Source organism: Nonomuraea endophytica, from assembly GCF_014203235.1.
In the GTDB taxonomy this organism is placed as follows: domain Bacteria; phylum Actinomycetota; class Actinomycetes; order Streptosporangiales; family Streptosporangiaceae; genus Nonomuraea; species Nonomuraea endophytica.
In genome coordinates this window covers 122730-148581 of sequence record NZ_JACHIN010000013.1, presented here as the reverse complement: position 1 = coordinate 148581, position 25852 = coordinate 122730, and the positions used below count along the sequence as shown (strand labels likewise).

The window sequence follows — 25852 nt, the reverse complement described above, 5'->3', positions numbered from 1 at the left end:
TGTCTGGGGCACTGCCTGCGGGTTCATCCACGAGACCCATCTCAGCCGCCTGTGATACGACTGCGAAGAGGACACTGGAGGCGGAGCCCGGATATCCGCCGTGTCCGCCCCGCCCTCCGGAGGTACCCGCGATGAGCGAAGTTCCCGCCTGGTCACGTCGGCTACGCGCCGAACGGACGAGGCGCGGATGGTCTCAGCGAGACCTCGCCGTTCAACTGGCCACAGCAGCGAACAGGCCCTTTCCCGAACCGGAAAGCGTGGTGCGCCGTATCCGCGACCACGAGAGCGGCAAGCACCGGCCCGACGACGAGTACGCCGAGCTGTACTGCCGCGTGTATGGCCTTAGCGAGCATGCATTCTTCGGCGATCCGGCTGACGATGCCGACCTCGGCGACGAGATCGACGCGATAGAACTCGCCCGCCGGGCGGCAGCCAGCGACGTCGGTAGGGAGACCCTGGAACGGCTGGAACTCGCGGTGGACGACCTGGCATCCGCCTACCCGCGCACACCACCCGCCCAGCTCCTGGGACGTGTGAGGCGACACCTGGAGTACGTCGGCCGCCTCCTTGATGGCAAGAAGACCCTCACCGAGCACCGGCGGCTGCTTGTGACTGGAGGCTGGCTGTCTCTACTCGGCGCGACCTGCCACATCGACCTGCGCCAATATCCCGCCGCCGCCGCACGGCTCCGGACCGCCGCCCAGTTGGCCTGCCACGCTGAGCACCAGGAGATCAGGGCCTGGTGCCTGGAGACCGAGGCGTGGCAAGCCCTCACCGAGGGCGAATACCACCACGCCATGGTCCTCTCCCGGGGCGCACAGGATGTGGCGCCGCGCAGCAGCTCCGCTTACATCCAGGCGACCGGCCAGGAGGGGCGGGCGTGGGCACGGATGGGCAAGGGTCCGGAGACGCGGGATGCGCTCACCCGGATTCAGCAGCTCGTCTCGCCGATGCCAATGCCGGACCGGCCAGAGCACCACTTCCGCTACGACCCAGTCAAGAGCGAGGCGTACACGGTCACGACCCTGTCGTGGCTTCGAGACCCGGCAGCCGTGCAGTACGCGCGCCAGGTGCTCTACCGCCTGGAGTCTCGGGAGGACGGCGGGCCGCGACCGCGCCGCGCCGCCTCCGCGCGTCTGGACCTCGCGCTGGCTCTGCTCGCCACCGACGAGCCGGGTGAGGCGGGGCACGTCGCGCTGCAGGCGATGACGACGCGGCTGCTCGTCCCCTCGAACTATTGGCGGGCCAAGGAGGTCATCGTGGGTGTCGAGCAGCACGGTATCCCGGAGGCTGACGAACTACGCGAGGTTTACCACGAGTTGTACGGCACGCCAGCCGAGGCACAGCGCCAGATTGGCCCCGGGTTCTAAGCCTATCCGTGCCCTCCGAACCGAGCGCGGATCTCCCCCGCATGCCCGCGCCGCGGGCATGGCCGCCAGCGCCACGGCAGCACCGCCGAGCGAAGGACTCCGCGCCCGTAGAAGGCTTATCTCCCCGTAAGGAACAAAGGGCGTGATCACGCACAAATGCGGAGTTATCGTGACGGCATGCGAGAGTCACTCGCAATCGGGGGCGATGACGTGGAGCTCGGCGAGGGAAAACGTCACACGGCCAAGACGACCGCCTTCCCAGGCGTCACCTGGTCGTGCGGCCACCTATGCTCATGCACGTGATGACCATCGTCCTCGACGTCGGTGAAACCATCGTCCGCGACGACCGCTATTGGGCAGCCTGGGCCGACTGGCTCGAAGTCCCTCGACACACTCTGTCTGCCCTGGTCGGGGCCGTCGTAGCGCAAGGCCGCGACAACGCCGACGCCATCCGGCTCTTGGATCCCGATGTGGACATCGCCGCCGAGTACGCGGCCCGGGAAGCGGCAGGTCTCGGCGAGGTCCTTGACGAAGCCGACCTCTATCCCGACGTTCGCCCCGCTCTGGCCGCTCTCCGAGAGGCCGGCCACCGAATCGTGGTCGCGGGCAACCAGACCGTTCGCGCCGCCGACCTACTCCGGCGCCTGAACCTGCCCGTCGACGCCATTGCCACCTCCGGTGAATGGGGCGTCTCCAAGCCGGACCCGGCCTTCTTCACCCGAGTATTGGAGCTCACCGGATCCGCTCCGGCCGCCACCATTTACGTCGGCGACCATCCCGCCAACGACATCACCCCCGCACGCGCCCTCGGGATGCGCACGGCTCACATCCGTCGCGGCCCATGGGGGCACCTGTGGGCAGACGACCCGGCGGCGGCTGCGGCGGACTGGCGGATCAACAGCCTCGCCGAACTCGTCACGATCGCCGCAGAATAGCGCGCTAACTGGGCAAGTTGGTAGTCGGCTCGCTACAGTCCGAGATAGACGTCTCCGGAATCGAGCTCCCCATGCCCCCCAGCAGCGGGATTGGTCGACGCATCGCGTACCACCGGGGCGTCGCGAGCATGACCCAACAGCAGCTCGCTGACGCCGCGAGCATCCATGTAGGCACTCTCCGAAAGATCGAACGCGGCGCCCGCGGTGCGGGCGACAGTGTGTTGGAGGCCATCGCGGCCGGCCTTGGGCTCGACCCGTCGATACTGCTGGCGGACCGCGCCCAGGCCAGCGCCCGGATCCAGCACGCGCTGCCTGATCTGTCTGCGGTCATCGCTGCCTACGACGTGCCCGAGGACGGCCCCGTCCGCGCACTCGAAGAGTTGCAAGCCTCGGTCGCGGAGTCTGCTTCATGGAGGCTGGCCGCGCAGTATGTGCGGATCGTGCGCCACGTGCCGGAACTGCTCACCGAGCTCTTCCGCGCTTTCCATACCGCGACCAGCGAGCAGCAGCCAGAGATCGCGCGACTGCTCGTGTCCGCCTGCCGTTCCGCCGATGCCGTGGCTTACAAACATGGCGCCCACGATCTGTCAGCCCGGCTCATCGACCTGATGCGCTGGGCGGCGCCACACACCGACGATCGCCTGATCGACAGCGTGGTCGCCTACGTACGAACCGAGACGTTCTTCGCGGCGTACGCGCATTCGTCGGGACTGCGCGCTCTGCAGCGGGCTATGGATGCCGCACCCCCACCGACGCTGGCGCCGTCCATCGCGGCACTTGGGGCACTCCACATGAGGGCCGCGGTCATCGCGGGCCGGGCCGGCGACGTCGACGCTGCGGACTTCCACCTCACCCAGGCTCGACACCTCGGCGACCAGGTGGCCGAGGGCATCTACGCCGGCACCGCCTTCGGTCCCTGTTCCGTCAGGATCCACGAGGTCTCCGTAGCGGTGAGTCTCGGCAGCGACCACGTGCAACGCGCACTCGACGTCGCTCGCGAATGGGTACCTCCACCAGATCTACCAGCTGAACGGCGCAGCGGCTTCTACATCGAACTCGGCCGAGCCCAGCTGTGGGCTGGCCTGCCAGACGACGCCTTCGAGTCGCTCAAGGTGGCCAGAAGGATCGCGCCACAGCACACCAGAGACCATCGCTGGGTGCGCGAGGACGCCGCCACGCTGCGCCGGCTCAAGCGGGCCGACGCCGAATCGCTGAGCAGCTTCGCGGAATGGTGCCACGCCGTCTGATCACGCAATCCAGGTGACCCACACTGGGTCACCTGTCGCCAGATGCACACCGGATCATCAGGTTGTCCAACGGCGACAGATCGGATTGCCCCGGTGTCCAAGGTCACGCGAGCGCCCGAGATAAGCATTGTTCGTCTCCACGGCGAAGCCTGCATTCGCTGCGGCTCTGTATCGCGGCCTCTGCATGCAGCTGGCCAGATCACGTATCGAGGCCGTCCCTGGAACGTGGTTGCGTGCGACCGCCACGCTCCAGGCCAACAGCTCGACGGATTCCGCAAGGACCTTCCTGATTGGAAGTTCTGGCGTGGTCGCGATGAGCAAGGTGCTCAGGCCGGTTGGTATGCCACCCGGATCAACGACGCGCCTGTCGAGGAGACCGTCGCCCACGGCCTGAGCCGGACCGTGGGGGCCGGCTCAGCCGACGAACTGCGCCGACTCGTGGTGGAACAGGACGAAGCTCGTGCCGAGCTGGGAATCATCAGCCTGGCCGCAGGGAGCACTTCATGACCCAGCGCGGCGGCGGCCAGACCGTTTCCCAGGCTGCCGACGCCGCGCTGCCCTCACCCGACCGGCAGCTGAACCTCCTGCGACAGGACTACCCCGGCTGGGACATCACGGTCGAGGACGGCCAGTGGACCGCCCGGCTGCGCAGGCCCCTCACCTCGGACCTCGCGCGGGCAGGCATCAGCGTGGTAATCACCGCACCATCCGCCGCGGAGCTCGTAGCCCGCCTCGGGCGCGAGGTGATGCGGTTCCAGGCCGTCCGCCAGGCGGCCTCCCAATGACAGTCCGGCCGTGGCAGACGCCGAAAGCTGCCGCGGCCGGGCGGGTGGTGGCCCTGTCCCGCTCTGGAGGGGTGACGGGGCAGGGCCACCACCCACGCAAGCGTCCGGCTGCTGCCATCGCCGGACCGGCCCGCCGGGTCCACCAGCCCGCGGGCCACCACAAGCCCGGGATCTACCCCCACGGTTCCCGGCTGACGTGGCCCCGCCCGGCCCGCAGTGTGAAGGCTGACCCGGGCGGGGTCACCCCGTCTCATCAGGAGGACCTTATGAGCACGGCACCACCCGCCCTGGACTTCTTCTGGGCTGAGATCACCGGCAAGTGCCAGCTGTCCTGCACCCACTGCTACGCCGGCTCCGGGCCGGACGGAACCCACGGCACCATGACCGCCGCCGAATGGGTCACGGCCATCACGCAGGCCCGCACGCTGGGCGCCCGCATGGTGCAGTTCATCGGCGGGGAACCCACGCTCCACCGCGACCTGCCGACGCTGATCGGGCACGCGCTCGGCGACGGGCTTGAGACCGAGGTGTACACCAACCTCGTCCACGCCACCCCCGCGATGTGGGAGGTGTTCGCCCAGCCCGGCGTGCGCCTGGCCACCAGTTACTACACCGACGACCCCGACCAGCACCGGCAGATCACCGGCCGCAAGACTCTGCACCTCACCCGCCGCAACATCGCGCAGGCGGTCACCATGGGCATCCCCATCCGCGTGGGCATCGTGGGCGTCGTCAACGGCCAGCGCGTCGACCAGGCCAAGGCCGAGCTCGCGCAGCTCGGCGTCACGGACGTCGGCATCGACCGGATGCGGCTCCTCGGCCGCCCCGCCCGTGCCGCCTGCGACGCCTCCGAGCTGTGCGGCCGGTGCGGCGACGGTATCGCCGCGATCCTGCCGGATGGCACCGTCACCCCGTGCCCGCTCGGTCGCTGGCTCAAGGCCGGCAATCTCCGCGACCTCGGCCTGGGCGAGTTGTACGCTGGCGCCAACCGTCTTGCCGCCGACTCGGGCGTCCACGCGCGGCGCATGCCGCCGTGCGAGCCCGACGGAGACGGCCAGTGCGAGCCGAAGTGCCGTCCCGGCTGCGATCCGGCACTCGGCTGCAGACCTCCAGGCGGCGACCCGCCGCCGCCCCCGCCCGACGACCGACGCAAGGTGGCGTCATGACCGTGACCGGCGCGTATGGCCCGTCGGACCTGACCGCCTATCTGATCTCCTCCGGCGTACTCGACTCCGACGATGCGCGCCAGCGCCTCTGGCTGCGCGCGTTCGACGAGATACCCCGGCACCTGTTCGTCCCCGAACACGCCTGGGCGCAGCCGCAGTACGACACTCCAGACCACGCGATCAGCCGCGACCACGACCCCACCAACTGGTGGAAGGCCGTCTACACCAACACCGCCATCATCACCCAGCGCGGCGAAGGCACCACCGACGTGGCCGACATCAGCGCCTACCCCACCTCATCGGTCTCGTCCCCGCACGTCGTCGCCGAGATGCTTCACCTGCTCGACCTGGAACGCCACCACAACGTCCTGGAGATCGGCACCGGCAGCGGTTGGACTGCCGGCCTGCTCTCGTGGCGGCTCAGCGACGACCAGGTGACCACGATCGAGGTCGACAAGGCCGTGGCCGACGCCGCCGAGGAGAACCTCCGGCGGATCGGCGGGGTGGTCGAGGTCATCGTCGGCGACGGCCAGTTCGGCTGGCCCGACCATGCGCCGTACGACCGCGTACACGTCACCTGCGGAGTGCGCGACATCCCCTACGCGTGGGTCGAGCAGACCCGGCCCGGCGGCTCGATCGTCCTGCCATGGATGCCGATGCCCGGCCAATGGGGCATGCAACTACGCCTGGACGTGCTCGACGACGGGACCGCGATCGGCACCTTCCACAACGACTGCGGGTTCATGATGCTCCGCTCTCAGCGCGACGCGTGGTCGACGTTCCCGGACGACAGCGCCGACAGCGTCACGACCACCACGCGGACCGACCCCCGCGAAGCCTGGGCCGCGCTCAACCGCGGGTTCGGGCTGGGGCTGGCCGCCACCGCCCCGCACATCGCCATCACGTCGGCCGGACGCGAGGTGCTGGCCGACGGAAGCGGCTGGGTCATGCGGCTGCGGGACCTGCGCGACGACGGCTGGGCGATCGCGACCATCCGTCCTGGCGAGGACACCGAGGTCGTCCAGAGCGGCGCCCGCCAGCTCTGGACGCAGCTGGAGACGGCGTTCATGGAGTGGCTGCGCGGCGGCCGGCCGGACAGGTCCGCGTACCGGATGCTCGTCACCCCGTCGAAACAGGACGTGTGGCTGACCTAGGCCCGCTCGACCACATAGATGCCCATGCCGGGCTCGGTCTCTACGAGGCCCTCGTCCTTGAGGACCTTGACCGCTTTGCGGAGCGTGTCGCGGGCGAGGCCACCGGTCTCGGCCTCCAGCTCGACCAGGCTGGGGTTCCGGGGGCCTGGCGGGATCTGGCCCGAGAGGATGCGTTCGCGCAGCTCGGCGGCGACCTGCTGGTAAGGACGCTTTGGCATCCGCGACACCGAGCGCCCGATCAGCCCCCGCATGTCGTCAGCGCATCCCTCTGGGACGCCTTCCTTGATGGTGCCAGGAAGGGGAGGCGTTGCCGGATCGTGTCAGGGACTACCGCGAGGGGTCCGGTCTGGTTGGGTCCATCGGTGGTTGGTCAACTAGCGGTTGGGATGAAGAATCTCCTGGTTGGGTGGGGTCCAGCTGGCCGGCCACCGATCGGGATAACGGGTGGGGAAACCCGGAAAGGCGCGCGAGCGTAGCGAGCTCCATGCTCTTGAGCCACGGAACCCGGCCAGCGCTCGGGGGACCGGGGGCCGGGAGGCCCCCCGGCGAGGGGGCGCGGGAGAGCTGGGCTCCCCCGTGAGAGGAGCCCGAGCGCGAAGCGCGAGGACCGTTTAGCCCACCCGTACGGACTGCCGCACCCGAACCTGCGTGGCGTCGTCGCAGGTGGCTCGGGCGCAGAAATACAGGAGCAGCATCGGCTTGGCCGGACGGTCGACCACGTAGCCGACGAAGCCCAGTCTCGATCCGCCTCGGGGGTCCTGGAGGGTGCCCTGGAAGCTGCGGGCCTGGCTGCTGCCTGCCTGGTCCTCCACCGGGTTGCGTGGGATGGTCACCTGGCCGGGCAACAGACCCTCCAGCGTCGACTTCATCTGGTCGGCCGTGGCGGTGCCGTCCAGCGTGTCCGAGAGCTGGACGTATACGCCGGACGCCGACTCCGGGTCCTCCGCGATGATCGGGGCCACCTTTGACCAGTCCGCGCTGGCCCCCGACACGAACAGTGACTCGAACTCGGCCGCCCGTGGCGAAACCACCGCGAACAGGTCCCCGTGCGTGATGGCCGTCCAGTCTGCCGGGTGGTCGAACGTCAGCGGGGCAGCCGCCGTCTGCCCGTAGCCGGTCCACGCGTCGGATCGCTGGTTCATCAGCACCAGCACCGCCAGGACCAGCGCCGCCACCGCCGCCATCAGGGCGGTCAGCACGATGGGCAGCTTGCCGCCTCGCGGTATCGGCCTCGCGACCGCGCCGCTGCCCGAAACGGCGCCTCCAGCGGATCGGAAGATGGGCAGTTGCGCGCGCGGCGCGGTCTCCGGGACGTGGCCGCTGATCGCGTCGCGCAGCGCGGCCACGAACGCGGTGCAGCTCGGGTAACGCTGTTCCGGCGCCTTGGCCAGGGCCCGCATCATCACCCCGTCCACCTCGAGCGGCAGGTCGGGCCGTACCTGCGACAGCGGCGCCGGCTGTTCGGCCAGGTGCGCCCACAGCAGCGCGATGTCGTTGTCCCGCTGGAACGGCAGCCGCCCCGTCAAGGCCTCATAGACCACGCAGGCAAGGGCGTATTGGTCACACCGCCCGTCCACGGTCTCCTTGTTGATCTGCTCGGGCGACATGTAGCGCGGCGTGCCGATGAACTGGTCGGTCTGGGTCAGCCCGGAGATCGAGGTGCGGTGCTTGGTGATGCCGAAGTCGGTCAGGTACACGTGGTCGCCGGCCATCAGGATGTTGGCGGGTTTGACGTCGCGGTGGATCAGATCGTGGGCGTGGGCGGCGTCGAGGGCCGCCGCCACCTGGGCGAAGATCGTGTTGGCCTGGGCGACGGGCAGCGGGCCCCGGTCGTAGATGTGGCGGCGGAGGTCGGAGCCGTCGACGTAGCGCATGGCGATGTAGAGGACGCCGGAGGGATCGGCGTTGGCCTCGTAGATCGGGATGATGTTGGGGTGTTCGATGCTGGCGACGGTGCGCGATTCCAGGATGAAGCGCTGGCGGAAGCGGTCGTCGACGCTGAGGATCGGGTTGAGGATCTTCAGGGCCACGCGCCGGCTCAGGCGCGGGTCGAGTGCCAGGTAGACGACGGCCATGCCGCCTTTGCCGACGATGTTCTCGATGAGGTACCCGGCGACCTCCTGCCCGATCAACGATCTGTCGTTCACGTCGGCAGCCCGCAGTAGCCGCAGAACCGGTGGCCGTGTCCGAGCCTCATGCCGCAGCCGGTGCAGTAGCGCTGTTCCGGGGCGGTGAGCACGGGGTTGGGTGTCGGCTGGAGCGCCTGGTCGCGGCGTACGACGACGGTCTCGGTGGAGCCTTCGTCGAGGCGGGGCCGTACCGCGGCGACTGGGCCGTCCGGTGGACGGGGCGGCGCGGCGGCGGCGGGCGCGCGGCCGCGGCGCCACAGGAAGAACGCGCCCAGCAGGGCCGCGACGAACAGCACCCCGGCGGCGGCGATGAACGGCCACAGCGGGATGGAACTCCCCTGCCGCAGCGGCGTCTGCTTGGTGCCGGCGTCCTCGGGGGTGCCGCGCTTGGCCAGCGAGGTCTTCAGGTGCGCCCCGGCGACGATGTGGCCGGGGTAGAGCTCCAGCACGCGCTGGAAGCCGGGCGCGGACTCGGTGTAGTACTTGGTGTGGAAGCGGGTGAGCGCGGCCTCGAAGGTGGCGTCGACGGCGCCGCGTCTGGGCGTGACGCCGGCCGCGGCCAGCGCGGCGGTGATCTCCCTGACGCCGACCATCCTGGCGTCCTTGCCGCCGCCGACGAGCATGCCGATGACGTGGCCGTCCTTGTCGCCGATGACCGGGGCGCCGATCATGCCGCGGTCGGCGAGGCCGCCGAGCTTGACCGGTTCGTCGACTTTCTTCTCCGGGTCGGAGAAGGGCCGCCCGCCCTGGCCGGCGCCGCCCTGGCCGAGGTGGGCGATCTCGACGGTGTGCTGGAGCTTGGCGGCGGGGCGGCCGAGGAATCCGGCGACGTTGGTCGGTGAGCCCGGTTTGTCGGGCACCTTGTCGGCGAGGGGCGCGGTGGGCATGCCGACGCTGCCGTCGGCGCGGCCGGTGGGGACGAGCACGGCGGGGGTGTCGGGGCCTGAGCCCGCCTTCACGACCTCGGCGGTGAAGCCCTTGGCGTCGGGTGGCGAGATGTTCGGAAAGATCGTGATGCTGGTGGTGGCGTTGATGATGCAGGTCGCGGTGGGACGCTTGGGCGGGTAGCAGTCGCGCAGGTGCCGGTCGAGCTGCGGGTCGTCGAGCTTGTGCCGCTTGAAGTCGGCCGGGACCTTCACCTTGTGGTGCTCGGAGAAGACCTTGTTGGCGGCGTAGATACGCACGTCGTCGGGGCTCTGCACGATCCTGGTGAGCGTCACGATGGCGCCCTCGGGATTGACCACGATGCCGGTGCCCTTGCCGATCGGCAGATCGTAGGCACGTTCCACGTGGACGAGGTCGCCGATGTGGTCCAGCAGGGTGATCTCCACGTGCGCCGTCGCCTCCACCCTGACCACCGCCGGCGTCACCAGATCGGTGATGCCGCTGGGGTGTTCGTGAGCCAGCGCGGGCAGGCCGAGCACGACCACGGTCATCGCCGTGGCGCCCACCAGAGCCGTGAGACGCGACATTTCCGCTCCCCTACGAAATGGATAGAAACAGCGTCCCAACCACCCGGCATAAGTCAAGGTCCCGGCACATAGACAAGCGCTTGCTAGGCGACCTACGGTGAACCCGATGAGCTACGTGATCGCCGTCGATGTGGGCGGCACCTTCACCGATGTGGTGCGGCGCGGATCCGATGGCCGGACCGTGGTGGCCAAGGTACTCAGTACCCATGACGATCCGGTATCAGGCGTAACGACGGGAATCCGCCGCGTCCTCACCGACCCGTCAGAAGTGACCAGGGTCGTCCACGCCACCACGCTGGCCACCAACGCCGTCCTGGAGCGCAAGGGCGCGCGCGTCGCCTTCGTCACCACCCGCGGGTTCCGCTCGGTCATCCCGCTCGGCCGCTACGCCCGCGTCGAGGAGGACCGCTACGACCTGCGCTTCACCCCGCCCCCGCCGCCGGTCGCCGCCGAGGACTGCTTCGAGGTGGCCGAGCGCGTCTCCAGCCGCGGCGCCGTACTCACTCCCCTGGACCTTGATTCTGTACGGCGGGCCGCCGCGGACATCGTCGCCCGGGGCATCACCTCGGCGGCCGTCTGCCTGCTGCACTCCTACGCCAACCCCGTCCACGAGCGCCAGGTGGCCGCGATCCTGCGGGAGAGCGTCCCCAACGTGGCCGTCTCCAGCGAGGTCTGGCCGGAGATCCGCGAGTACGAGCGGGCCACGACCACGATCATGTCCGCCTACATCGGCCCGCTGATGTCCGACTACCTCAGCCGCCTGCGCGGCAGCCTGCGCGAATTGGGCATCGACGCCCCCGTGCACGTCATGGACTCGGCCGGCGGCGTCATCTCCGCCGAACTCGCCGCCCGCCGCGCGGTGGCCACGATCGAGTCGGGTCCCGCCGCCGGGGTCCTGGCCGCCGCGGCCACCGGGCTGCCCGCGGTCGTCTCCTTCGACATGGGCGGCACCACCGCCAAGGCCTGCCTGGTGCGCGACGGCGTCCCGGAACTGACTCGCGAGTTCCACGTCGGCGGCAAGGGCAGCTTCGGCGGGCGGCGGGCGGGCACCGGCGTGCCGATCAAGACGCCCGCCATAGACCTGGCCGAGGTGGGCGCGGGCGGCGGCAGCATCGCCTGGGTGGACGAGGCGGGCGCGCTGCGCGTGGGTCCCCGGTCGGCCGGGTCCTCCCCCGGGCCCGCCTGCTACGGCCTGGGCGGTTCCGATCCGACGGTCACCGACGCCAACCTCGTGCTCGGGCTGCTGTCGTCGGCGTCGATCCCGTTGTCGCGGGCGCTGGCGGTGAAGGCCATGGAACGGCTGGCGGTGCCGCTCGGGGTGTCGGCCGAGGAGGCGGCCGAGGCCGTGCACGAGATCGTGTGCGCGTCGATGGCGTCGGCGGTGCACGTCGTCACCGTGCAGCGCGGCATCGACCCGCGCGGCTTCACGCTGGTGGCCTTCGGCGGGGCGGGGCCGATGCACGCCTGCCGGGTGGCCGAGCGTTTCGGCATCACCGAGGTGCTGGTGCCCGCGCACTGCGGCGTGGCCTCGGCGGCGGGCCTGCTCACGGCGGTGCCCGCGACGGAACGGGTCCGCTCGGCCCTGTCCGCGCCCGACCCGGCCCGGATCTTCGCCGAACTGGCCGGAGAAGCGGCCCACGACCTCGGCCTCCCACTGTCGGAGCTGCGGGTCACCCGGCTGGCCGACGTGCGCTTCGCGGGTCAGGCGCACGACCTGACCGTGGAGTGGAGCGACGACCCCGGCACACTCTCCGCCCGCTTCTTCGCGAAATACACGCAGGTGTACGGCATAGCCCAGCAAGGCGCGACCGAGCAGGTGAGCTACCGCGTCCGCGTCACCCACGAAGCCGAGACCCCGGAGCCGGGCGGCATCCCCGCGGAGAGCGTCGCGGCGGCTCCGACAAGCAGGACCGTGTATCTGGGCGGCCCCGTCGAGGTCCCGGTGCACACCCGCGCCACCTTCACCACCCTGGACGGCCCGGCCGTCATCGAGGACCCGGAGGCCACCATCGTCGTCCCGCCCGGCTGGCGCGCCCGCCTCGGCGGGGCGGGAGCCGTACACCTGGAGCACGCATCGGACCTGACCGCATGGACCTGACCGCGGAAGTGCTGCGCCACGCGCTGGTCGTGGCCGCCGAGGAGGCGAGCATCGTCGTCGTGCGCTCGGCCTACTCCACCTTCATCGTCGAGGGCTCCGACGCCTCCGCCGCGATCCTCGACGCCGACGGCGCCCTGATCGCGCACTCCATGGCCACCACGCTCATGAACAGCATGGCGCTCAAGGTCGCCCTGCCCGAAGTGCGCAAGGACCACCCGGCCATGCGCGACGGCGACGTCTACGTCACCAACGACGCCTACCGGGGCGGCGTCCACACCAACGACCTGCTCGTCTTCCGCCCCGTCTTCGTCGGCGGCGTCCCGCGCTACTTCACCGCCACCATGATCCACGTCTCCGACCTGGGCGGGCTGTCGGCGGGCGGCATGGCGCCGCTGGCCACCGACATCTTCCTGGAGGGGCTGCAACTCCCCCCGATCCTCCTGGCCACCGACGCGGGCGTGGTGCCCTCGGTCGAGGCGGTGCTGCGCGCGAACAGCCGTACCCCGGACAAGGTCATGGGCGACGTCCGCGCGCTCGTGTCCGGGACCGCCGTCGCAGCGACCCGCCTGCGCGCCCTCATCCAGGAGTACGGCGAAGCCGGCCTGGCCCGCGGCATAGCCGGATACCTGGACTACACCGAGGAAAGGACCCGGGCAGCGCTGGCCGAGCTGCCGCGTGGCCGCTTCACCGCCGCGTACCCCATCGACGACGACGGCCTGGACCCCGACGCCCCGCACCACGTGCAGGTCGCGGTCACGCTGACGGGCCGCGGCGCGGTCCTCGACTTCGCCGGCACCGGCCCGCAGGTGCCCGCCGCCATCAACGCCTCGGCGTCGCAGTCGCTGGCCGCGGCGGTGTTCGCGCTGCGCTGCTTCCTGGACCCGTCGATCCCCATGAACGAGGGCTGCCTGCGCGCCCTGGACATCCGCCTGCCCGAGGGCTCCCTGCTGAACGCCCGTTCCCCCTACCCGTGCGGCGGCCGGTTCGTGCCCATCTACGCGGCGATGGAGGCGGTCATCCAGGCGTTGTCCGAGGCGGTGCCGGAACGGGCGATCGCGGCCAGCGGGATCCTGCAGCCGTTCTCGATCGCCGCGATGGGCGCGCCGTACTGGATCCACCTTTCCTACGACTTCGGCGGCGTGGGCGCGCGGCGCGGCCTGGACGGCCCGGACGCGACCGGCGTGCACTTCGGCATCGGCCGCAACTCGGTGCCGCAGGCCGAGCCGGTGGAGAGCCGGTGCCCGCTGGTGGTGGAGTCGGTGGAGACCATCCCGGACTCCGGCGGTCCCGGCCGCTGGCGAGGCGGCCTGGGCACGCGCACCGTCTACCGCTTCCTGACGCCCTGCCACGTCACCACCCGAGGCGACCGCCTGCGCATCCCGCCCCCGGGCCGCGAAGGCGGCAAGCCCGGCAGGCTGGGCGGCTTCTTCAAGCGATCGGCGGACGGAACGGTCGAACGCCTGGCATCAAAGGTGAACAACGTCCTGTTCACGGAGGGCGAGGCGTTCATCGTCGAAACCACGGGCGGCGGCGGCCTCGGCCCGCCCTCCGACCGCCCCCGCGAGGAGATCGAGGCCGACCTCCGCTCGGGCCACATCACCGAACCCGGCGCCCACCGGGACTACGCGCCGCGCGGCCTGACCAGGTCGCCAGGGTCGAACGCGACCTCATAGGGCGTGCTGAGCTGGGCGACCTCGCCTGCCTTGTAGACCTCGGGACCCGCGTAGCTGCCGTCTTGGAGCGTGTAGACGTAGAGAGCCTCGGGCTCGATCCGCCAGTAGGTGGGGATGCCCGCTTTGGCATATTCAGCGGTCTTAAATGTGCGGTCACGTGCCCTCGTGCTCGGGCTGACGACCTCCACGGCGAGCAGGATGTCCGCCGGGGCGAACATCAGCTCGTTGGCTTCTACCACAGCCGTCGGCACAACCACCAGATCAGGGATGAAGAAGTCCTTCTCGGTCACCCTGAGGTTCACTGTCGACAGCGGCTCCAGTGTCGGCGGCGCGAACTCCTCAAGGAGCAGCTCCAACCGTCGGATCGCACGCTGATGCAGGGGGAGGGGGGCAGGGCTCACCAGTAGGCTCCCGTTGAAGAGCTCGTAGCGGTTCCCGTCGTCGGGGAAGCGCAGCAGGTCATCGACGGTGAACGGCGGCTTTCCCGGAAGAACCGTGCTCGTCTCGGTCGGTTCGATCACTGCCATCGCGGTCACCCACCCAGTATCGCGATCGTTGCCCTAGCTCACATGGTACTTCCCAGATTTCCGTCACTTTCCGTTGCGGTGTCGCCACTTTTCGGCGCCGGTGCGGACCGCGGTGTGGACGGCGCGGGCCATGCGGGAGCCCCAGTCGGAGCGGGGGCCGCCGAAGAGTTCCTCGGGGCCCGAGGAGCGGACGGCCACGCAGACCGCGTCCGAGGCGGTTCCGGTGCAGGGGAAGCCGGTTTCGGCCAGCGCCTGTGATTTGGCCTCGGTCACCGTCATCACGGTGTTGACCAGGGCGGCGTCGGTCATCGCCACCGGCGCCACCACCACGATGTTGATCGTGCCCACGCGGATCGGGGCCAGTTCCGGGTCCACGGCGTCGGGGGGTGCGGCGGCCCAGGTGGGAACGCGTAGGCCGACCGTGGCCCAGGCGGTCGCGTCGCCGTCGGCCGCCGTCTCCACGCGGTCCACGGAGGCGGCGGTCATCATGCCGACCCCGGAGCCTCCGGGGCCGAGTGCCGTGAGGTGGTCCACCGGGTCCATGCGGGAGTAGCCCGCCACGACCTGGGCGTTCAGGATCCAGGAGCGGGGGCCGATGCCGCCGCCGAGCATGGCCGAGGAGATCGTCCGCCAGCCGGGCCCCAGCTCCCACAGCAGCGACCCGAGCCGGACGCCGTCCTCGGCGCGATAGGAGAGGTTCACGGTCCTCCTCGGATCAGGTGGACGACGGGCCGTCCGTCGGGACCGGGTTCGATTTTGACGTGGGCGTCGAAGTGCTTGCCTATCAGCGCCCCGGTGAGCACCTGGACGGGCTTGCCGTGCGCGGCGGCGCGGCCTTCTGCGAGCAGGAGGAGGGTGTCGGCGTACTGGCCGGCGACGGTGAGGTCGTGCAGGGTGGAGACGACGGTGAGGCCGTCGGCCAGGCGCAGGCGGTCGACGAGTTCGAGCACCTGCTGCTGGTGGCCGAGGTCGAGGGCGGTGGTCGGCTCGTCGAGCAGCAGGACGGGCGCCTGCTGGGCCAGGGCCCTGGCCAGCACGACGCGCTGGCGCTCGCCGCCGGACAGCTCGCCCAGCCGGCGGGCGGCGAAGGAGCTCAGGTCGAGCCGGTCCAGGACGGACGCGGTGACCTCCCGGTCGTGGCGGCTCTCCCGCCCCAGATAGGGGATGTACGGCGTGCGGCCCAGCAGCGCGTACTCCGAGACGGTCATGTCGGGCGGCAGGGCAGGCGTCTGGGGTGCGTAGGCGACCAGGCGGGCCCTGGCCCTGGGCTTGAGTGAGGCGGCGGGACGCTCGTCGATCGACACCTCGCCCCGGTGGCCGACGATGCCCATCACGGCCTTGAGGAGCGTGGACTTGCCGGCGCCGTTGGGGCCGATGACGGCCAGCCATTCGCCGCGCCGTACCTGGAGGGTGACGTCGGAGAGCACCTCGCGCTCGCCGAGCGTGACCGACAGGCCGGAGACGCCGATCATGTCGAGGTCCTGCGGGTCATGCGGAGCACGGCGACGAAGAACGGCGCGCCGATGAACATGGTCACCACGCCGATGGGGAGTTCGGCGGGGGCGATGACGGTGCGGGCGAGCAGGTCGGCCAGGACGAGGAAGGCGGCGCCACCGATGAGCGAGAGCGGCAGCACGATCCGGTAGGAGCCGCCGGCGAGCCTGCGCACGACGTGCGGGACGACGATGCCGACGAAGCCGATCAGGCCGCTGACCGCGACGGCCGCGGCGGTGGCGAGGGAGGCGGCCAGCAGGACGGCCAGCCGTACGCGGGAGGCGCGCACCCCGAGCGCGGTCGCCTCGTCGTCGCCCACGGACAGCACGTCGAGCATGCGCCCGTGCACGAGCAGCGCGACCGAGGAGACGGCGGCGTAGGGCAGGACGAGCCAGAGCTGGTCCCAGCCGCCGCCGACGTCGCCGAGGATCCAGGAGTAGATGCGCTGCAGCTCCTCGACCTTGAACTGCTGCACGAACGTCTGGATCGCGGTGAGGAAGGAGGTGACGGCCACCCCGGCCAGCACCAGGGTGGCGGTGCCGCCGGAGCGGCCGGCGGTGTTGCCGAGCGCGAAGGCCAGCATGACGCCGCCGATCGCGCCGACGAACGCGGCGACGGGGATGGTCAGGACCGGCGCCGGAACCATCACGATCACCAGGGTCGTGGTGAGCCCGGCGCCCGCGGCCGCGCCGAGCAGGTACGGGTCGGCCAGCGGGTTGCGGAAGACGCCCTGATATCCGGCGCCGGCCATGGCGAGCAGGCCGCCGACCACGGCGGCGACCAGGACTCTGGGCAGGCGCAGCTCGTACAGCAGGCCCTTCTCGATCGGCGCGAGGCCGGAGTCGATCTCGACGAACGGCAGCCAGTCCAGCGCCTGGAGCACGACCTGCCACGGCGAGATGCCGGCGGCGCCGCCGAGCAGGCCGGCGACCATGCTGGCGGCGAGCACGGCGAGCGCGCCCGCCACCCAGAGCGGCCGCGCCCGTGCGGGCCTGAGCTGCGTGTCGAGCACTACTTCGCGGCCGCCTTGTTCACCGCGTCGCCGATGGCCTTGGCCAGGTCGACGACGCGCGGGCCCCAGCGGGAGGCGATGTCATCGTCGAGCAGGACGACCTGGTCGTTCTTGATGGCCGACAGGCCCTTCCAGCCGGGCCGCTTGGCCAGGGTGTCCTTGTTCTGCTGGCAGCACTTGACGTCGGCCAGGAAGATCAGGTCGGGGTCGGACTTGGCGACGAACTCGGCCGAGAGCTTGGGGTAGCCGCCGGCGGCGCCGGGGGCCTTGTCGGCGATGTTGGTCAGGCCGAACATCGAGTAGATCTGGCCGATGAAGGTGCTGGACGTCGCGGCGTAGGGGGTCTGGTCGAGCTCGTGGTAGTAGGTGAGCTTCTTGTCCTTGGGCGCGGCGGCGGCGAGCTTGTCCATCTCGGCCTTCATGCCGGTCACGACCTGGTCGGCCTTGTCCTTGTTGCCGGTGGCGGCGCCGAGGTCGGCGATCTCGTCGTAGGCCTCGTCGATCTTCGTGGGGGCCGGTTCGAGCAGGACGGGCACGTTGAGCTTGCCGAGCTCGGCGACGATCTTGTCCAGGTCGTTGGAGAGCACGACGAGGTCGGGCTTCTTGGCGACGATGGCCTCGACGTTGGGCTTGAACCCGGACAGGTCGCTCTTGGGGGCCTCGGCAGGGTAGTTGGACTGGTCGTCGACGGCGACGACCTGCGGGCCCGCGCCGATCGCGAAGAGCGTCTCGGTGTGGGCGGCGGACAGCGAGATGATCCGCTCGGGCTTCTTCGCCAGTGTGACGGAGCCGTTGCCCGCCTCGATCGTCACGGGGAAGCCTGCGGCGGCGGAAGGCGCGGCCGAGGTGGGCGCGGCGGAGGTTGGCGCGGCGGACGAGGTGGTGGTCGTGCCGGTCTGACCGCAGGCGGTCAGGACGAGCGTTCCCAGCAGCGCGCCCGCGAGGGCCGTGCGTACGGGCCTCACGAGAAGTCCTTTCAGATCGGAACCGAGAGACCCGCGTTGAAGCGACGGATCACCCTTTTCCACGAGGGTTGATGACGTCAGCGCGGTGGCAGGCGACCTGGCTTTGACAGTTGCGGGACAGCGCCGGATTCACACCGGACTTCGCTGCGACACTGCGCGTCGGACAAACGCTATCAATGCTCCGATGCCGATCGGAGTCAAGGGGTGGTGACTTGATTCTCCGCCTCGGAGATGATGCGCTGCAGCCGCAGGCCGTGGGCGGCGTCGAGGGGGTGCCCGTCGCCCTGCCGTACGGTCTGGGCGAACTCGGCGGCCACGACCTCCAGGGGGTCGTCGTCGAAGTGCGGCAGCGTCACGTTGCCCGTGCGGCCGTAGACGGCGAACGTCGAGGGCGGCAGATCGCCGGTGCCGGCCATGCAGAGGGAGATCTCGCTCACGGCGCCGCCCTCGTGGTCGAGCAGCAGCCCGACCCAGCCGAGCGGGTTGCCGTGCGCGCGCACGCCGGTCACCCGGCCGAGCGCGGCGTCGAGCAGGTCGATGACGTGCGGGCCGACGTCGAGCAGCGCGCCGCGCTGAAGCCGCCACGGGGTGCCGAACGGGTGCTCGCCGCTCAGCACGTCGCTGACGTTGACGGCGTGCCCGCCGAAGGGCTCGATCTCGGCGCACCGGCTCAGGAACTCGCGGACCTGGGGCGCGTACCTCAGCGTGAGCAGCATCTGGGACGGCACGCCCGCCTCGGCGACCGCGTCGGCCAGCCGCTGGGCGCCGTCCAGGGAGTCGGCGAGCGGCTTCTCCAGCAGCAGCGCCTTGCCCGCGCGCGCCGCCTTCACCCCCAGCTCAGCCTGTACGGCCGGCGGCACGCAAAAACACACCGCCTCACAGGCGTCGAAAAGATCCTCGATCCGCTCGAACACCGGCGCCCCGAGCCGGGCGGCGGCCTCCGGCCGGCGGGCCCAGACCCCGGCGAACTCGATCTCCGGGCTCTTGGCCAGCATCGGCGCGTGCGCCATCTCCGCCCACGGACCTGCCCCGACCAACCCGACCCTCACCGGTTCCATGTCACCATTTAACCGGCAATTCGGTCAGCCCTCGACCGACGATCGACTTGCGGTACACCACAGGCCCCGGGACCAGGCGCAGGCCGGGCAGCCGCTGCCCCAGCACCTCCAGCGCGGTACGCAGTTGCAGCCGCCCGAGCGCCGCCCCCACGCAGAAGTGGATGCCGTAGCCGAAGACCATGTGCCCGTCGGCGTTGGGCCGGTCGAGGTCGAAGGTGTCCGGATGGGCGAAGACGGCCTCGTCGTGGGCGGCCGAGTCGGTGGACAGCAGCACCAGCGACCCCGCCGGAATGCTCACCCCGTGCAGGGAGATGTCGGCCGTCGCATACCGGAAGGAGCCCAGCGAGGCCCCGTCGATGCGCATGCACTCCTCGACCGCCGCGGTCAGCTTGTCCGGCGGCACCGGCCAGATGCCCTCGCGCAGCAGCCGCAGCACGCTGTTGCCGAGCTGGTTGGGGACGGTGTCGTTGCCGCCGAGCAGGATCGTGGAGATCAGCTCCACCACCTCGCGATGCGACAGCTCCTTCCCGATCAGCCCGGTCATCAGCGAGGTGAAGTCGTCACGCGGCTCCCGCGCCCGCGCGGCGACCAGCCGGTCCACGTAGTCCAGGTACTCCAGGAAGCTGTCGGCCAGCACGAGCTGCCGCTCCGCCGGCTGCGGCGACAGGAAGAGCTGGAACCAGTCCTTGACATGCGCCCGCACGAACGCCTCGTCCGCCTCCGGCACCCCGATGAAGCGGGCGGTCAGCTTGACCGACGGCTCGTGGCCCAGGTCGCGCACGAAGTCCGCCTCGCCCCTGGCCTCGATCCGGTCCAGCAGGTCCTCGTTGAGCTCGCGGAAGCGCTGCTCCATCGCGGCGACCGCGCGCGGCGTGAACGCCCGCGACACCGACCTGCGCAGCCGCGTGTGGTCCGGCGGATCCACGTTGGCCACGAAGCTGGACAGGAACGAGCCGTGCTCCCCCAGCTTCTCCCGCGTCTGCTCGGTGAGGCTGCGCGAGATCGTCAGCGACCCCTCGGAGGAGAAACGCCCCGGGTCGCCGTAGGCGGCCCGCACGTCGGCGTGCCTGGTCAGCACGTACGCGCCCAGGTGCTCGCTGCGGAAGACGGGGTGCTCGCGCCGCAGCCGCCTCAGGAAGCCGTAGGGGTCGGCGACGTGCCAGTCGGAGCTGACGTCGAAGTCCATCCAAAGATCCTTCGCGGGTTGTCGACCAGCATCTGGCGGATCTGGTCCTCGGTGACGCCGCGCTTGCGCAGCTCGGGCAGGACGTCGCGGGAGATGTGCAGGAGGTGGTAGTCGGGGTGGCGGCGCCGTACGACGTCGGCGTCGAAGCGGTCGTTGAAGCAGTAGGAGTCGTGGGACAGGACCATCCGCCCGGCGTGGCCCCGCTCGCAGAGCGCGGCCACGACCGCGACGCGGTCCTCGAACGTGCTGATGGTCGCGATGCCGAAGCGGTCCATGCCCAGGTAGGAGCCGGCGGCGAGGAGCTCTTCGAGGTAGTGCAGGTCGGTGGAGTCGCCGGCGTGGCCGATGACCACGCGGGTGAGGTCCACGCCGCAGGCGGCGAGCAGGCGCTGCTGGTCCAGGCCGCCCGGCTCGTGGCTGTGGGTGGTGATGGGCGCGCCGGTCTCCACGTGCGCGTCGGCGACCGCGCGGAAGACCCGCTCGCAGCCCGCGGTCATGCCGGGCCGGTCGGTGGCGCACTTGAGCATGGCGGCCTTCACGCCGGTACGCCCGATGCCCTCGGCGATGTCGCGCACGAAGAACTCCGCCAGCCGGTCGGGCCCGCCGAACAGCGAGCCGGGCCCCCGGTTGCCGAAGTACGGCGGCAGCGCGTCGTAGGTGTAGAGCCCGGTGGCGGCCACGATGTTGACCGAGGTCAGCTCGGCCACCCGCTGAACGGCCGGCACGTAGCGGCCCAGGCCGAGCACGGTCAGGTCGACGATCGAGTCGATGCCCTCGGCCTTCAGCGCGTCCAGCTTGGCCGCGGCCTCGCGGGCGCGGGCCTCCAGGTCCCAGCCTTCGGGGATGTCCGGCCAGTTCCAGAGGATCTCCGGGCTGAGGCCGAAGACGTGCTCGTGCATGAGCGTCGCCCCGAGGTCGGCGACCGGCCCTCTCACGGTCTCAGGCACGGGAACCTCGGGTGGTCGAAGGGCCGGTTGACGGTCAGGCCGAGCCCGTCGGTCTGCCCGTACGGCGCGCCGGTGTAGAGGGCGTCGGCGTCGAAGTAGGTGGCGGTGAACGACAGGCGGGCCGCCTCGCGCCGGTTGGCCGGCGCGCCGTGCACGGTCAGCGCGTGGTGCACGGTCGCGTCGCCGGCCTTGAGGTCCAGCGGCGGCGACAGCTCCAGTTCCTTCAGCCAGGGATGCTGGCTGAGCTGGTCGTCGCCGGCGCCGACGAAGCTGCGCCCGAGCAGGCCGTGCCGGTGGGAGCCGGTGTAGAAGCGCAGCGCGCCCATGTCGGCGGGCACGTCCGCGAGCGCGAGCCAGACGGTGAGCATGGCCGAGCGGTCCATCGGCATCCAGGGGAAGTCCTGGTGGAACACGGTGGAGCCGTGCTCGCCCGGCTCCTTGACCAGCAGGTTGGTGACCTGCACGCGCACGGCGGCGACGCCGTGGAGCATGGCGGCGGCACTGGCGGCGATGGCCGGGCTCCTGGCCAGCGCGCCGAAGGCCGCGTCTCGCTCGGCGATGTCGCGGGACTGGCCGAAGGCCTGGTCGACGGCGGTGGCGCCGGCCTTCGGGCGGGCGGCCAGGTGGGCTTCTGCGCGTTCGCGCAGCTCGGCAACGCCGGCCGGGTCCACCAGGCGCGCCAGCCGTACCCACCCCTGGTTCTGGAAGGCGGTGATCTCGTCGGCGGTCGCCTGCCGTGCCTGGATGTCCATGTACCCGATATTGGTAGCAAGCGCTTGGTAAGTCTAGTCACCCTTGCTTCTCAGCCAAGCGCTTGTTTGGATTGCCGCATGCGTCCCTTCAGGTTCGGTGCGGTCGTACGGCACGCGGAGTCGGCCAAGGCGTGGGCCGAGCAGGCCAGGAGGCTGGAGTCCTCGGGCTTCGACGTGATGCTCGTCCCGGACCACCTCGTCGGCGCGCGCTTCGCCCCGCTGCCCGCGCTCGCGGCGGCGGCCACGGCCACCACCCGGCTGCGGCTCGGCACGATGGTCCTGGCCAACGACTTCCGCCACCCGGCGGCACTGGCCAAGGAACTGGCCACGCTCGACGTGCTCTCCGACGGCCGGGCCGAACCGGGCATCGGGACGGGCTGGCTGGCCGCCGACTACACGGCGGCCGGGCGGGTCCTGGATCCGCCGGGTGTGAGGGTGGGGCGGCTGGCGGAGGCGCTGGCCGTACTGAAGGGGCTGTGGGGTGAGGGGCCGTTCAGCCACGACGGCGCGCACTACCGCGTGGACGCCCTCGACCTCTACCCGAAGCCGGTCCAGCGTCCGCACCCGCCGCTGCTGCTGGCCGGCGGCGGGCCGCGCCTGCTGCGGCTGGCCGCGCGCGAGGCCGGCTCGGTCAACCTGGCGACCCGCGTGCGCGCCGACGGCTCGGGGCCCGACCCCGCCGACGGCGGCCTGGACGCCTTCCTGGCCAAGATCGCCATCGTCCGGCAGGCCGCCGAGTCACGCCCGGTCGAGCTGGGCACCAGCATCCTGGAGCTCGGCGAGGGCGGGGCGGAGGCGTGGAGCCACGCCGACACCTCGGCCATGGCCGAGACCCCGCAGGTGCTGCGCGGGACCCGGCACGACATCCGCGACAAACTGCGCCACTGGCGCGACGAGCACGGCCTCACCTACTTCGTCCTCCACCACGAGCGGGACCTCGACGCGTTCGCCCCCGTGGTGGAAGACCTGGCCTGACCTGGCGGGAAGTCAGCCGATGGCGTCCTGGTTTGATGGGTGCATGAGGGAACTACTGCTGCTCAGGCACGGCGAGACCGAGTGGAGCAAGAACGGCAGGCACACCGGCCGCACCGACCTGCCGCTGACCACGCACGGAGAGGGCCAGGCAGCGGCCCTGGCGCCGCTGGTCAAGGGCAACGGTTTCGACCTGGTGCTGGTGAGCCCGGCGCAACGGGCCAGGCGCACCGCCGAGCTGGCCGGTCTGACCGACTACGAGGTGGATCCCGATCTGTGGGAGTGGGACTACGGCGGCTACGAGGGCATCACCACGGCCACGATCCGCGAGACCCGGCCCGGCTGGTACCTGTGGCGTGACGGCGTGATCCCCGGCGACGCCGAGCATCCCGGCGAGAGCGCCGCCCAGGTGGGCGCCCGCGCCGACCGGGTGATCGCCCGCGCCAAGGCCGCCGACGGCGAGGTCGCGCTGGTGGCGCACGGCCACTTCCTGCGCGTGCTGGCCGCGCGCTGGCTCGGGCTCCCGCCCGAGGACGGGCGCCTGTTCCGCCTCGACACCGGCACCTACTCCAAGCTCGGCTTCGAGCACGCCGAGCCGGTGGTGCTCAACTGGAACGCCCCGGTGCTCAGCTGACCCCCGGTGCTCAGCTGACCGCGCTGCGCAGGGCCGACTCGTGCAGGCTCCTGGTGACCAGCCAGGCCCGCAGGGTGCCGTGCCGGGGGTCGTAGGAGCCCGGCCGCTCCCACAGGGCGGCGAAGACCTCCTCGGTGATCGCCTCGGCGGTGGCCGCGCTGCCGGTGACCCTGACGGCCACGCCGTACACGGAAGGGGCGTGCAGGTCGTAGGCGGCCTCCAGCGCGCGCAGGTCCCCGCACAGGAGCCGCGCGCGCAGATCCTCGTCCTCGGCCATCAGTCGCAGCCCAGCGTGGCCGCGGCGGCGACGAGGTCGCGGGCGAGCCCGGGGTCGCCCTCGGCGGCGTAGGGGAACTCGCGCGCCCGCCCCGCCAGCAGCGTGCAGAACCCTTCGGCCTCGGCCGACAGCAGGACCGCGACCCGCTCGGACGGCTCGGCCAGCGGCACCGTCCAGGTGCCGCCGCCGGGACCGGTCAGCACGAACGTGGCCGAGACGTGCCGGCGCGGCCCCTTCAGCGCTTTCGGCAGCATGCCCAGCCCGAACTCCACGATCTGCCGCAGGTGATCATCGGCGGGCGGCGCGCCGCGGGGGCGGCCGACGGCGGCCCTGATGTCCTCGGCGTGCGTCCAGGTCTCGAACGCCCGCTGCACCATCGCCTGCCGCAGCGACCCGCGCGCCGGACGCGTCCCGGCCAGCGCGACCTCGACGCCGAGCAGCGCGTGCGCGCCCCCGGCGACCCGTTCGAGCAGCGCGCCCGCCTGCTCGCGCCAGCGCCGGTGCACCGGCGCCTCCCGCGCCCGCACGCCCATGAACTGCGCCACCCGCGCGTCGTTGGCGGCCAGATGCTCGACCATCGCGCGCACGGTGCCGTGCTTGACCACCGGCGCGTCCCACTGGGGCACGCTCAGCTCGGCGAGCAGCTCGTCCATGAGCGCCACCTGCGTCGCATACGGTACGGCTACCGCCGCCACCTCCGCCGTCGCCGGCTGCCTGCGCCCGCGCGCCCTGGACAGCACGCGCTCGCGCAACATGGCAGGCGGCGCCTGCGCGTGGCCGGGCCGCTCCACGAGCGCGATCGCCGCCGTGCACTCGGGGCACTCGGCCACGTGCTCGTCGGGACTGCGACCGTTGAAGAGGTACGGGTCCGTCATTGGGGACACCTCCGCAGCCCGACGCTACGTCCGCGCGCGCCCCGCGTCGAGTGCCAGCTTGCTACCGGGGAAGGGCGAGAGCACCGTCTCCCGCCAGGGCCCCTCCAGGAAGTCGCGCGCTCGCTTGCGCCAGCCGGGCAGCCGGTCGTCGGCCTCGGCCTCGTCGTCCAGGCCCAGCGCGGCGTCGTGGGCGCGCTGCGCGGCCAGGTGGGCGTCGAGCGACATGCCCCAGACGGTGACCGCCTCGGTGTCGCAGAACAGCACCTCGTAGAGCCCGACCAGCCGGTGGCCGTGGTCGGCGAGGATCGGGGCGCGCTCGGTGCGGACCGCCTCCAGGTAGTCCAGGGCGGCGCCGGGGCGTACGCGGGCGCTCTCGAACAGGTAGAACTCCGCCCCGTAGCCCTCGGTCACCAGGTCGGCCAGCACGGGCGAGCCGGGCGCGGCGCCGAGCGGGCGGGAGAAGGCGGAGAAGCGCAGGTCGTCGATGTCGGACAGGAAGAGCCGGTCGTCGACGCCCTGGTAGATCTCCATCATCTGCCGCCAGCCGCCGTCCCAGCCGCCGTGGCAGTCCCAGAGCGTGACGGCCTTGAACTGCGGGTGGCCGGTGATGCCGACGGCGTAGAACGCGCCGACCAGGTCGATCTCGCGTGACCTGATCGACATGCCCTCGGTCAGGGATGGCTCGCGCCTGCTCTGGTCCTCGCGCTTGTAGCGGGTGAGCCAGGTGAGGTACTCCATCGGCCTGCGGGAGTTCATGGGCCGGAAGTCGACCTCTTCGAGCAGGTAGATGCCACGCCGCACCACGCCACCTCGCCTCTGCCAAGCGTTTGCTTGGTAGATACGCTATCAGGCGGGGACCGGTTGCGGACCACGCCCGGTGAGCCATTCCAGGACACGCCGGTGACCCGAGGCCGCGTCCTCGAAGTGCCCCCAGTGCCAGTAGCGCGGCTGGTCGCGGATGCCGGTCACCCACGTGCGATAGGAGATCGAGCCGTGGGCCGGGGCCACGCCGTACGTGCGGACGACGACCTTGCCGCCGGGCGCGAAGAGCACGTCGTCGGCGATCGGATAAAGGGTCAGCGAGTCGAGCATGGAACGATCCTCACAGCGCGCGAGGTCCGGCC

The 25852-nt window shown here is 71.2% G+C and carries 27 protein-coding genes and 1 riboswitch; of the genes, 11 read left to right on the top strand and 16 right to left on the bottom strand.

Features of this window, described 5'->3' with window-relative positions; genetic code table 11:
• The first annotated feature begins 131 nt into the window (after positions 1–131).
• From HNR40_RS38985 to HNR40_RS38955, 7 genes are all read left to right on the top strand, one after another.
• Positions 132–1370: a helix-turn-helix domain-containing protein gene (locus HNR40_RS38985; protein ID WP_184970601.1), complete on the top strand. Its 1239-nt coding sequence runs from the start codon at positions 132–134 to the stop codon at positions 1368–1370.
• Between the two features lie 302 nt (positions 1371–1672).
• On the top strand, positions 1673–2305 hold the full coding sequence (locus HNR40_RS38980) for an HAD family hydrolase (protein ID WP_312896684.1): 633 nt from the start codon (positions 1673–1675) through the stop codon (positions 2303–2305).
• Between the two features lie 71 nt (positions 2306–2376).
• Complete coding sequence (locus HNR40_RS38975; protein ID WP_184970597.1) at positions 2377–3552, top strand: helix-turn-helix transcriptional regulator; 1176 nt, start codon at positions 2377–2379, stop codon at positions 3550–3552.
• Between the two features lie 93 nt (positions 3553–3645).
• Positions 3646–4059: a hypothetical protein gene (locus HNR40_RS38970; protein ID WP_184970595.1), complete on the top strand. Its 414-nt coding sequence runs from the start codon at positions 3646–3648 to the stop codon at positions 4057–4059.
• Positions 4056–4337, top strand: coding sequence for a hypothetical protein (locus HNR40_RS38965; protein WP_184970593.1), 282 nt, complete (start codon positions 4056–4058; stop codon positions 4335–4337). The genes HNR40_RS38970 and HNR40_RS38965 overlap by 4 nt, the downstream gene beginning before the upstream one ends.
• Before the next feature lie 266 nt (positions 4338–4603).
• Positions 4604–5503 (top strand): radical SAM/SPASM domain-containing protein, encoded by a 900-nt coding sequence (locus tag HNR40_RS38960; RefSeq protein WP_184970591.1) that lies wholly within the window; start codon positions 4604–4606, stop codon positions 5501–5503.
• The gene (locus tag HNR40_RS38955; protein WP_184970589.1) at positions 5500–6657 is read left to right on the top strand and encodes an rRNA adenine N-6-methyltransferase family protein; all 1158 of its coding nucleotides are present in this window, start codon (positions 5500–5502) and stop codon (positions 6655–6657) included. The genes HNR40_RS38960 and HNR40_RS38955 overlap by 4 nt, the downstream gene beginning before the upstream one ends.
• Here the strand turns inward: HNR40_RS38955 and HNR40_RS38950 are convergent.
• The 3 genes from HNR40_RS38950 to HNR40_RS38940 all read right to left on the bottom strand — a co-directional run bounded on the left by HNR40_RS38950 (position 6654) and on the right by HNR40_RS38940 (position 10258).
• The gene (locus tag HNR40_RS38950) at positions 6654–6875 is read right to left on the bottom strand and encodes a winged helix-turn-helix domain-containing protein (protein WP_184970587.1); all 222 of its coding nucleotides are present in this window, start codon (positions 6873–6875) and stop codon (positions 6654–6656) included. The two genes, HNR40_RS38955 and HNR40_RS38950, sit on opposite strands and share 4 nt — an antisense overlap.
• A gap of 393 nt (positions 6876–7268) precedes the next feature.
• Complete coding sequence (locus HNR40_RS38945) at positions 7269–8804, bottom strand: serine/threonine protein kinase (RefSeq protein WP_312896673.1); 1536 nt, start codon at positions 8802–8804, stop codon at positions 7269–7271.
• Positions 8801–10258: a hypothetical protein gene (locus HNR40_RS38940; RefSeq protein ID WP_184970585.1), complete on the bottom strand. Its 1458-nt coding sequence runs from the start codon at positions 10256–10258 to the stop codon at positions 8801–8803. Before HNR40_RS38940 ends, HNR40_RS38945 begins: the two co-directional genes overlap by 4 nt.
• Before the next feature lie 106 nt (positions 10259–10364).
• On the opposite strand from HNR40_RS38940, the gene HNR40_RS38935 reads away from it, so the two are divergent.
• Positions 10365–12356, top strand: a complete 1992-nt coding sequence (locus HNR40_RS38935) for a hydantoinase/oxoprolinase family protein (protein ID WP_184970583.1) — start codon at positions 10365–10367, stop codon at positions 12354–12356.
• Positions 12347–14029, top strand: a complete 1683-nt coding sequence (locus tag HNR40_RS38930) for a hydantoinase B/oxoprolinase family protein (protein WP_184970581.1) — start codon at positions 12347–12349, stop codon at positions 14027–14029. Before HNR40_RS38935 ends, HNR40_RS38930 begins: the two co-directional genes overlap by 10 nt.
• Here HNR40_RS38930 and HNR40_RS38925 read toward each other — a convergent pair.
• The 9 genes from HNR40_RS38925 to HNR40_RS38885 form a co-directional block, all read right to left on the bottom strand.
• Positions 13978–14556, bottom strand: coding sequence for a Uma2 family endonuclease (locus HNR40_RS38925; RefSeq protein ID WP_184970579.1), 579 nt, complete (start codon positions 14554–14556; stop codon positions 13978–13980). The genes HNR40_RS38930 and HNR40_RS38925 overlap by 52 nt on opposite strands.
• A gap of 63 nt (positions 14557–14619) precedes the next feature.
• A complete protein-coding gene (locus tag HNR40_RS38920) occupies positions 14620–15258 on the bottom strand; it encodes an adenosylcobinamide amidohydrolase (RefSeq protein WP_184970577.1) in 639 nt (212 codons plus the stop codon).
• Positions 15255–16028, bottom strand: coding sequence for an ABC transporter ATP-binding protein (locus HNR40_RS38915; protein WP_184970576.1), 774 nt, complete (start codon positions 16026–16028; stop codon positions 15255–15257). The genes HNR40_RS38920 and HNR40_RS38915 overlap by 4 nt, the downstream gene beginning before the upstream one ends.
• Positions 16025–17062 carry a FecCD family ABC transporter permease gene (locus HNR40_RS38910; protein WP_312896672.1) on the bottom strand — a complete coding sequence of 346 codons (1038 nt, stop codon included), beginning with the start codon at positions 17060–17062 and terminating at the stop codon, positions 16025–16027. Before HNR40_RS38910 ends, HNR40_RS38915 begins: the two co-directional genes overlap by 4 nt.
• The gene (locus tag HNR40_RS38905; protein WP_184970574.1) at positions 17062–18027 is read right to left on the bottom strand and encodes an ABC transporter substrate-binding protein; all 966 of its coding nucleotides are present in this window, start codon (positions 18025–18027) and stop codon (positions 17062–17064) included. Before HNR40_RS38905 ends, HNR40_RS38910 begins: the two co-directional genes overlap by 1 nt.
• 70 nt (positions 18028–18097) lie before the next feature.
• A riboswitch (cobalamin riboswitch) is annotated at positions 18098–18211 on the bottom strand.
• Positions 18212–18224: 13 nt separating this feature from the next.
• Positions 18225–19085: a Gfo/Idh/MocA family protein gene (locus tag HNR40_RS38900; protein WP_184970572.1), complete on the bottom strand. Its 861-nt coding sequence runs from the start codon at positions 19083–19085 to the stop codon at positions 18225–18227.
• Position 19086: 1 nt separating this feature from the next.
• Positions 19087–20271: a cytochrome P450 gene (locus tag HNR40_RS38895; RefSeq protein WP_184970570.1), complete on the bottom strand. Its 1185-nt coding sequence runs from the start codon at positions 20269–20271 to the stop codon at positions 19087–19089.
• A complete protein-coding gene (locus tag HNR40_RS38890; RefSeq protein WP_312896671.1) occupies positions 20217–21218 on the bottom strand; it encodes a phosphotriesterase family protein in 1002 nt (333 codons plus the stop codon). The genes HNR40_RS38895 and HNR40_RS38890 overlap by 55 nt, the downstream gene beginning before the upstream one ends.
• On the bottom strand, positions 21203–21970 hold the full coding sequence (locus HNR40_RS38885; protein ID WP_184970568.1) for a phytanoyl-CoA dioxygenase family protein: 768 nt from the start codon (positions 21968–21970) through the stop codon (positions 21203–21205). The genes HNR40_RS38890 and HNR40_RS38885 overlap by 16 nt, the downstream gene beginning before the upstream one ends.
• Positions 21971–22048: 78 nt before the next feature.
• On the opposite strand from HNR40_RS38885, the gene HNR40_RS38880 reads away from it, so the two are divergent.
• On the top strand, positions 22049–22945 hold the full coding sequence (locus HNR40_RS38880) for a TIGR03621 family F420-dependent LLM class oxidoreductase (protein ID WP_184970565.1): 897 nt from the start codon (positions 22049–22051) through the stop codon (positions 22943–22945).
• Positions 22946–22988: 43 nt separating this feature from the next.
• The gene (locus tag HNR40_RS38875; protein ID WP_184970563.1) at positions 22989–23576 is read left to right on the top strand and encodes a histidine phosphatase family protein; all 588 of its coding nucleotides are present in this window, start codon (positions 22989–22991) and stop codon (positions 23574–23576) included.
• 10 nt (positions 23577–23586) lie between these two features.
• On the opposite strand, the gene HNR40_RS38870 is transcribed toward HNR40_RS38875, so the two are convergent.
• Genes HNR40_RS38870 through HNR40_RS38855 form a run of 4 tightly spaced genes read right to left on the bottom strand, consistent with a single transcriptional unit; the run spans position 23587 to position 25820 of the window.
• Complete coding sequence (locus HNR40_RS38870; protein ID WP_184970561.1) at positions 23587–23853, bottom strand: sigma factor; 267 nt, start codon at positions 23851–23853, stop codon at positions 23587–23589.
• Positions 23853–24728 (bottom strand): maleylpyruvate isomerase family mycothiol-dependent enzyme, encoded by an 876-nt coding sequence (locus tag HNR40_RS38865; protein ID WP_184970559.1) that lies wholly within the window; start codon positions 24726–24728, stop codon positions 23853–23855. Before HNR40_RS38865 ends, HNR40_RS38870 begins: the two co-directional genes overlap by 1 nt.
• Before the next feature lie 24 nt (positions 24729–24752).
• Positions 24753–25529: a hypothetical protein gene (locus HNR40_RS38860; protein ID WP_184970556.1), complete on the bottom strand. Its 777-nt coding sequence runs from the start codon at positions 25527–25529 to the stop codon at positions 24753–24755.
• A gap of 45 nt (positions 25530–25574) precedes the next feature.
• Entirely contained in the window at positions 25575–25820 is a 246-nt protein-coding gene (locus tag HNR40_RS38855; RefSeq protein ID WP_184970554.1) for a hypothetical protein, read from the bottom strand.
• Positions 25821–25852: the final 32 nt, after the last annotated feature.

Excerpts from the sequence above, each read along its gene's own strand:
- HNR40_RS38985 (WP_184970601.1), top strand. The coding sequence starts at position 132 with ATGAGCGAAGTTCCCGCCTGGTCACGTCGGCTACGCGCCGAACGGACG.
- HNR40_RS38980 (WP_312896684.1), top strand. The coding sequence starts at position 1,673 with ATGACCATCGTCCTCGACGTCGGTGAAACCATCGTCCGCGACGACCGC.
- HNR40_RS38975 (WP_184970597.1), top strand. The coding sequence starts at position 2,377 with ATGCCCCCCAGCAGCGGGATTGGTCGACGCATCGCGTACCACCGGGGC.
- HNR40_RS38965 (WP_184970593.1), top strand. The coding sequence starts at position 4,056 with ATGACCCAGCGCGGCGGCGGCCAGACCGTTTCCCAGGCTGCCGACGCC.
- HNR40_RS38960 (WP_184970591.1), top strand. The coding sequence starts at position 4,604 with ATGAGCACGGCACCACCCGCCCTGGACTTCTTCTGGGCTGAGATCACC.
- HNR40_RS38955 (WP_184970589.1), top strand. The coding sequence starts at position 5,500 with ATGACCGTGACCGGCGCGTATGGCCCGTCGGACCTGACCGCCTATCTG.
- HNR40_RS38950 (WP_184970587.1), bottom strand. The coding sequence starts at position 6,875 with ATGCCAAAGCGTCCTTACCAGCAGGTCGCCGCCGAGCTGCGCGAACGC.
- HNR40_RS38940 (WP_184970585.1), bottom strand. The coding sequence starts at position 10,258 with ATGTCGCGTCTCACGGCTCTGGTGGGCGCCACGGCGATGACCGTGGTC.
- HNR40_RS38935 (WP_184970583.1), top strand. The coding sequence starts at position 10,365 with ATGAGCTACGTGATCGCCGTCGATGTGGGCGGCACCTTCACCGATGTG.
- HNR40_RS38930 (WP_184970581.1), top strand. The coding sequence starts at position 12,347 with ATGGACCTGACCGCGGAAGTGCTGCGCCACGCGCTGGTCGTGGCCGCC.
- HNR40_RS38925 (WP_184970579.1), bottom strand. The coding sequence starts at position 14,556 with ATGGCAGTGATCGAACCGACCGAGACGAGCACGGTTCTTCCGGGAAAG.
- HNR40_RS38915 (WP_184970576.1), bottom strand. The coding sequence starts at position 16,028 with ATGATCGGCGTCTCCGGCCTGTCGGTCACGCTCGGCGAGCGCGAGGTG.
- HNR40_RS38900 (WP_184970572.1), bottom strand. The coding sequence starts at position 19,085 with ATGGAACCGGTGAGGGTCGGGTTGGTCGGGGCAGGTCCGTGGGCGGAG.
- HNR40_RS38895 (WP_184970570.1), bottom strand. The coding sequence starts at position 20,271 with ATGGACTTCGACGTCAGCTCCGACTGGCACGTCGCCGACCCCTACGGC.
- HNR40_RS38885 (WP_184970568.1), bottom strand. The coding sequence starts at position 21,970 with ATGGACATCCAGGCACGGCAGGCGACCGCCGACGAGATCACCGCCTTC.
- HNR40_RS38880 (WP_184970565.1), top strand. The coding sequence starts at position 22,049 with ATGCGTCCCTTCAGGTTCGGTGCGGTCGTACGGCACGCGGAGTCGGCC.
- HNR40_RS38875 (WP_184970563.1), top strand. The coding sequence starts at position 22,989 with ATGAGGGAACTACTGCTGCTCAGGCACGGCGAGACCGAGTGGAGCAAG.
- HNR40_RS38870 (WP_184970561.1), bottom strand. The coding sequence starts at position 23,853 with ATGGCCGAGGACGAGGATCTGCGCGCGCGGCTCCTGTGCGGGGACCTG.
- HNR40_RS38865 (WP_184970559.1), bottom strand. The coding sequence starts at position 24,728 with ATGACGGACCCGTACCTCTTCAACGGTCGCAGTCCCGACGAGCACGTG.
- HNR40_RS38855 (WP_184970554.1), bottom strand. The coding sequence starts at position 25,820 with ATGCTCGACTCGCTGACCCTTTATCCGATCGCCGACGACGTGCTCTTC.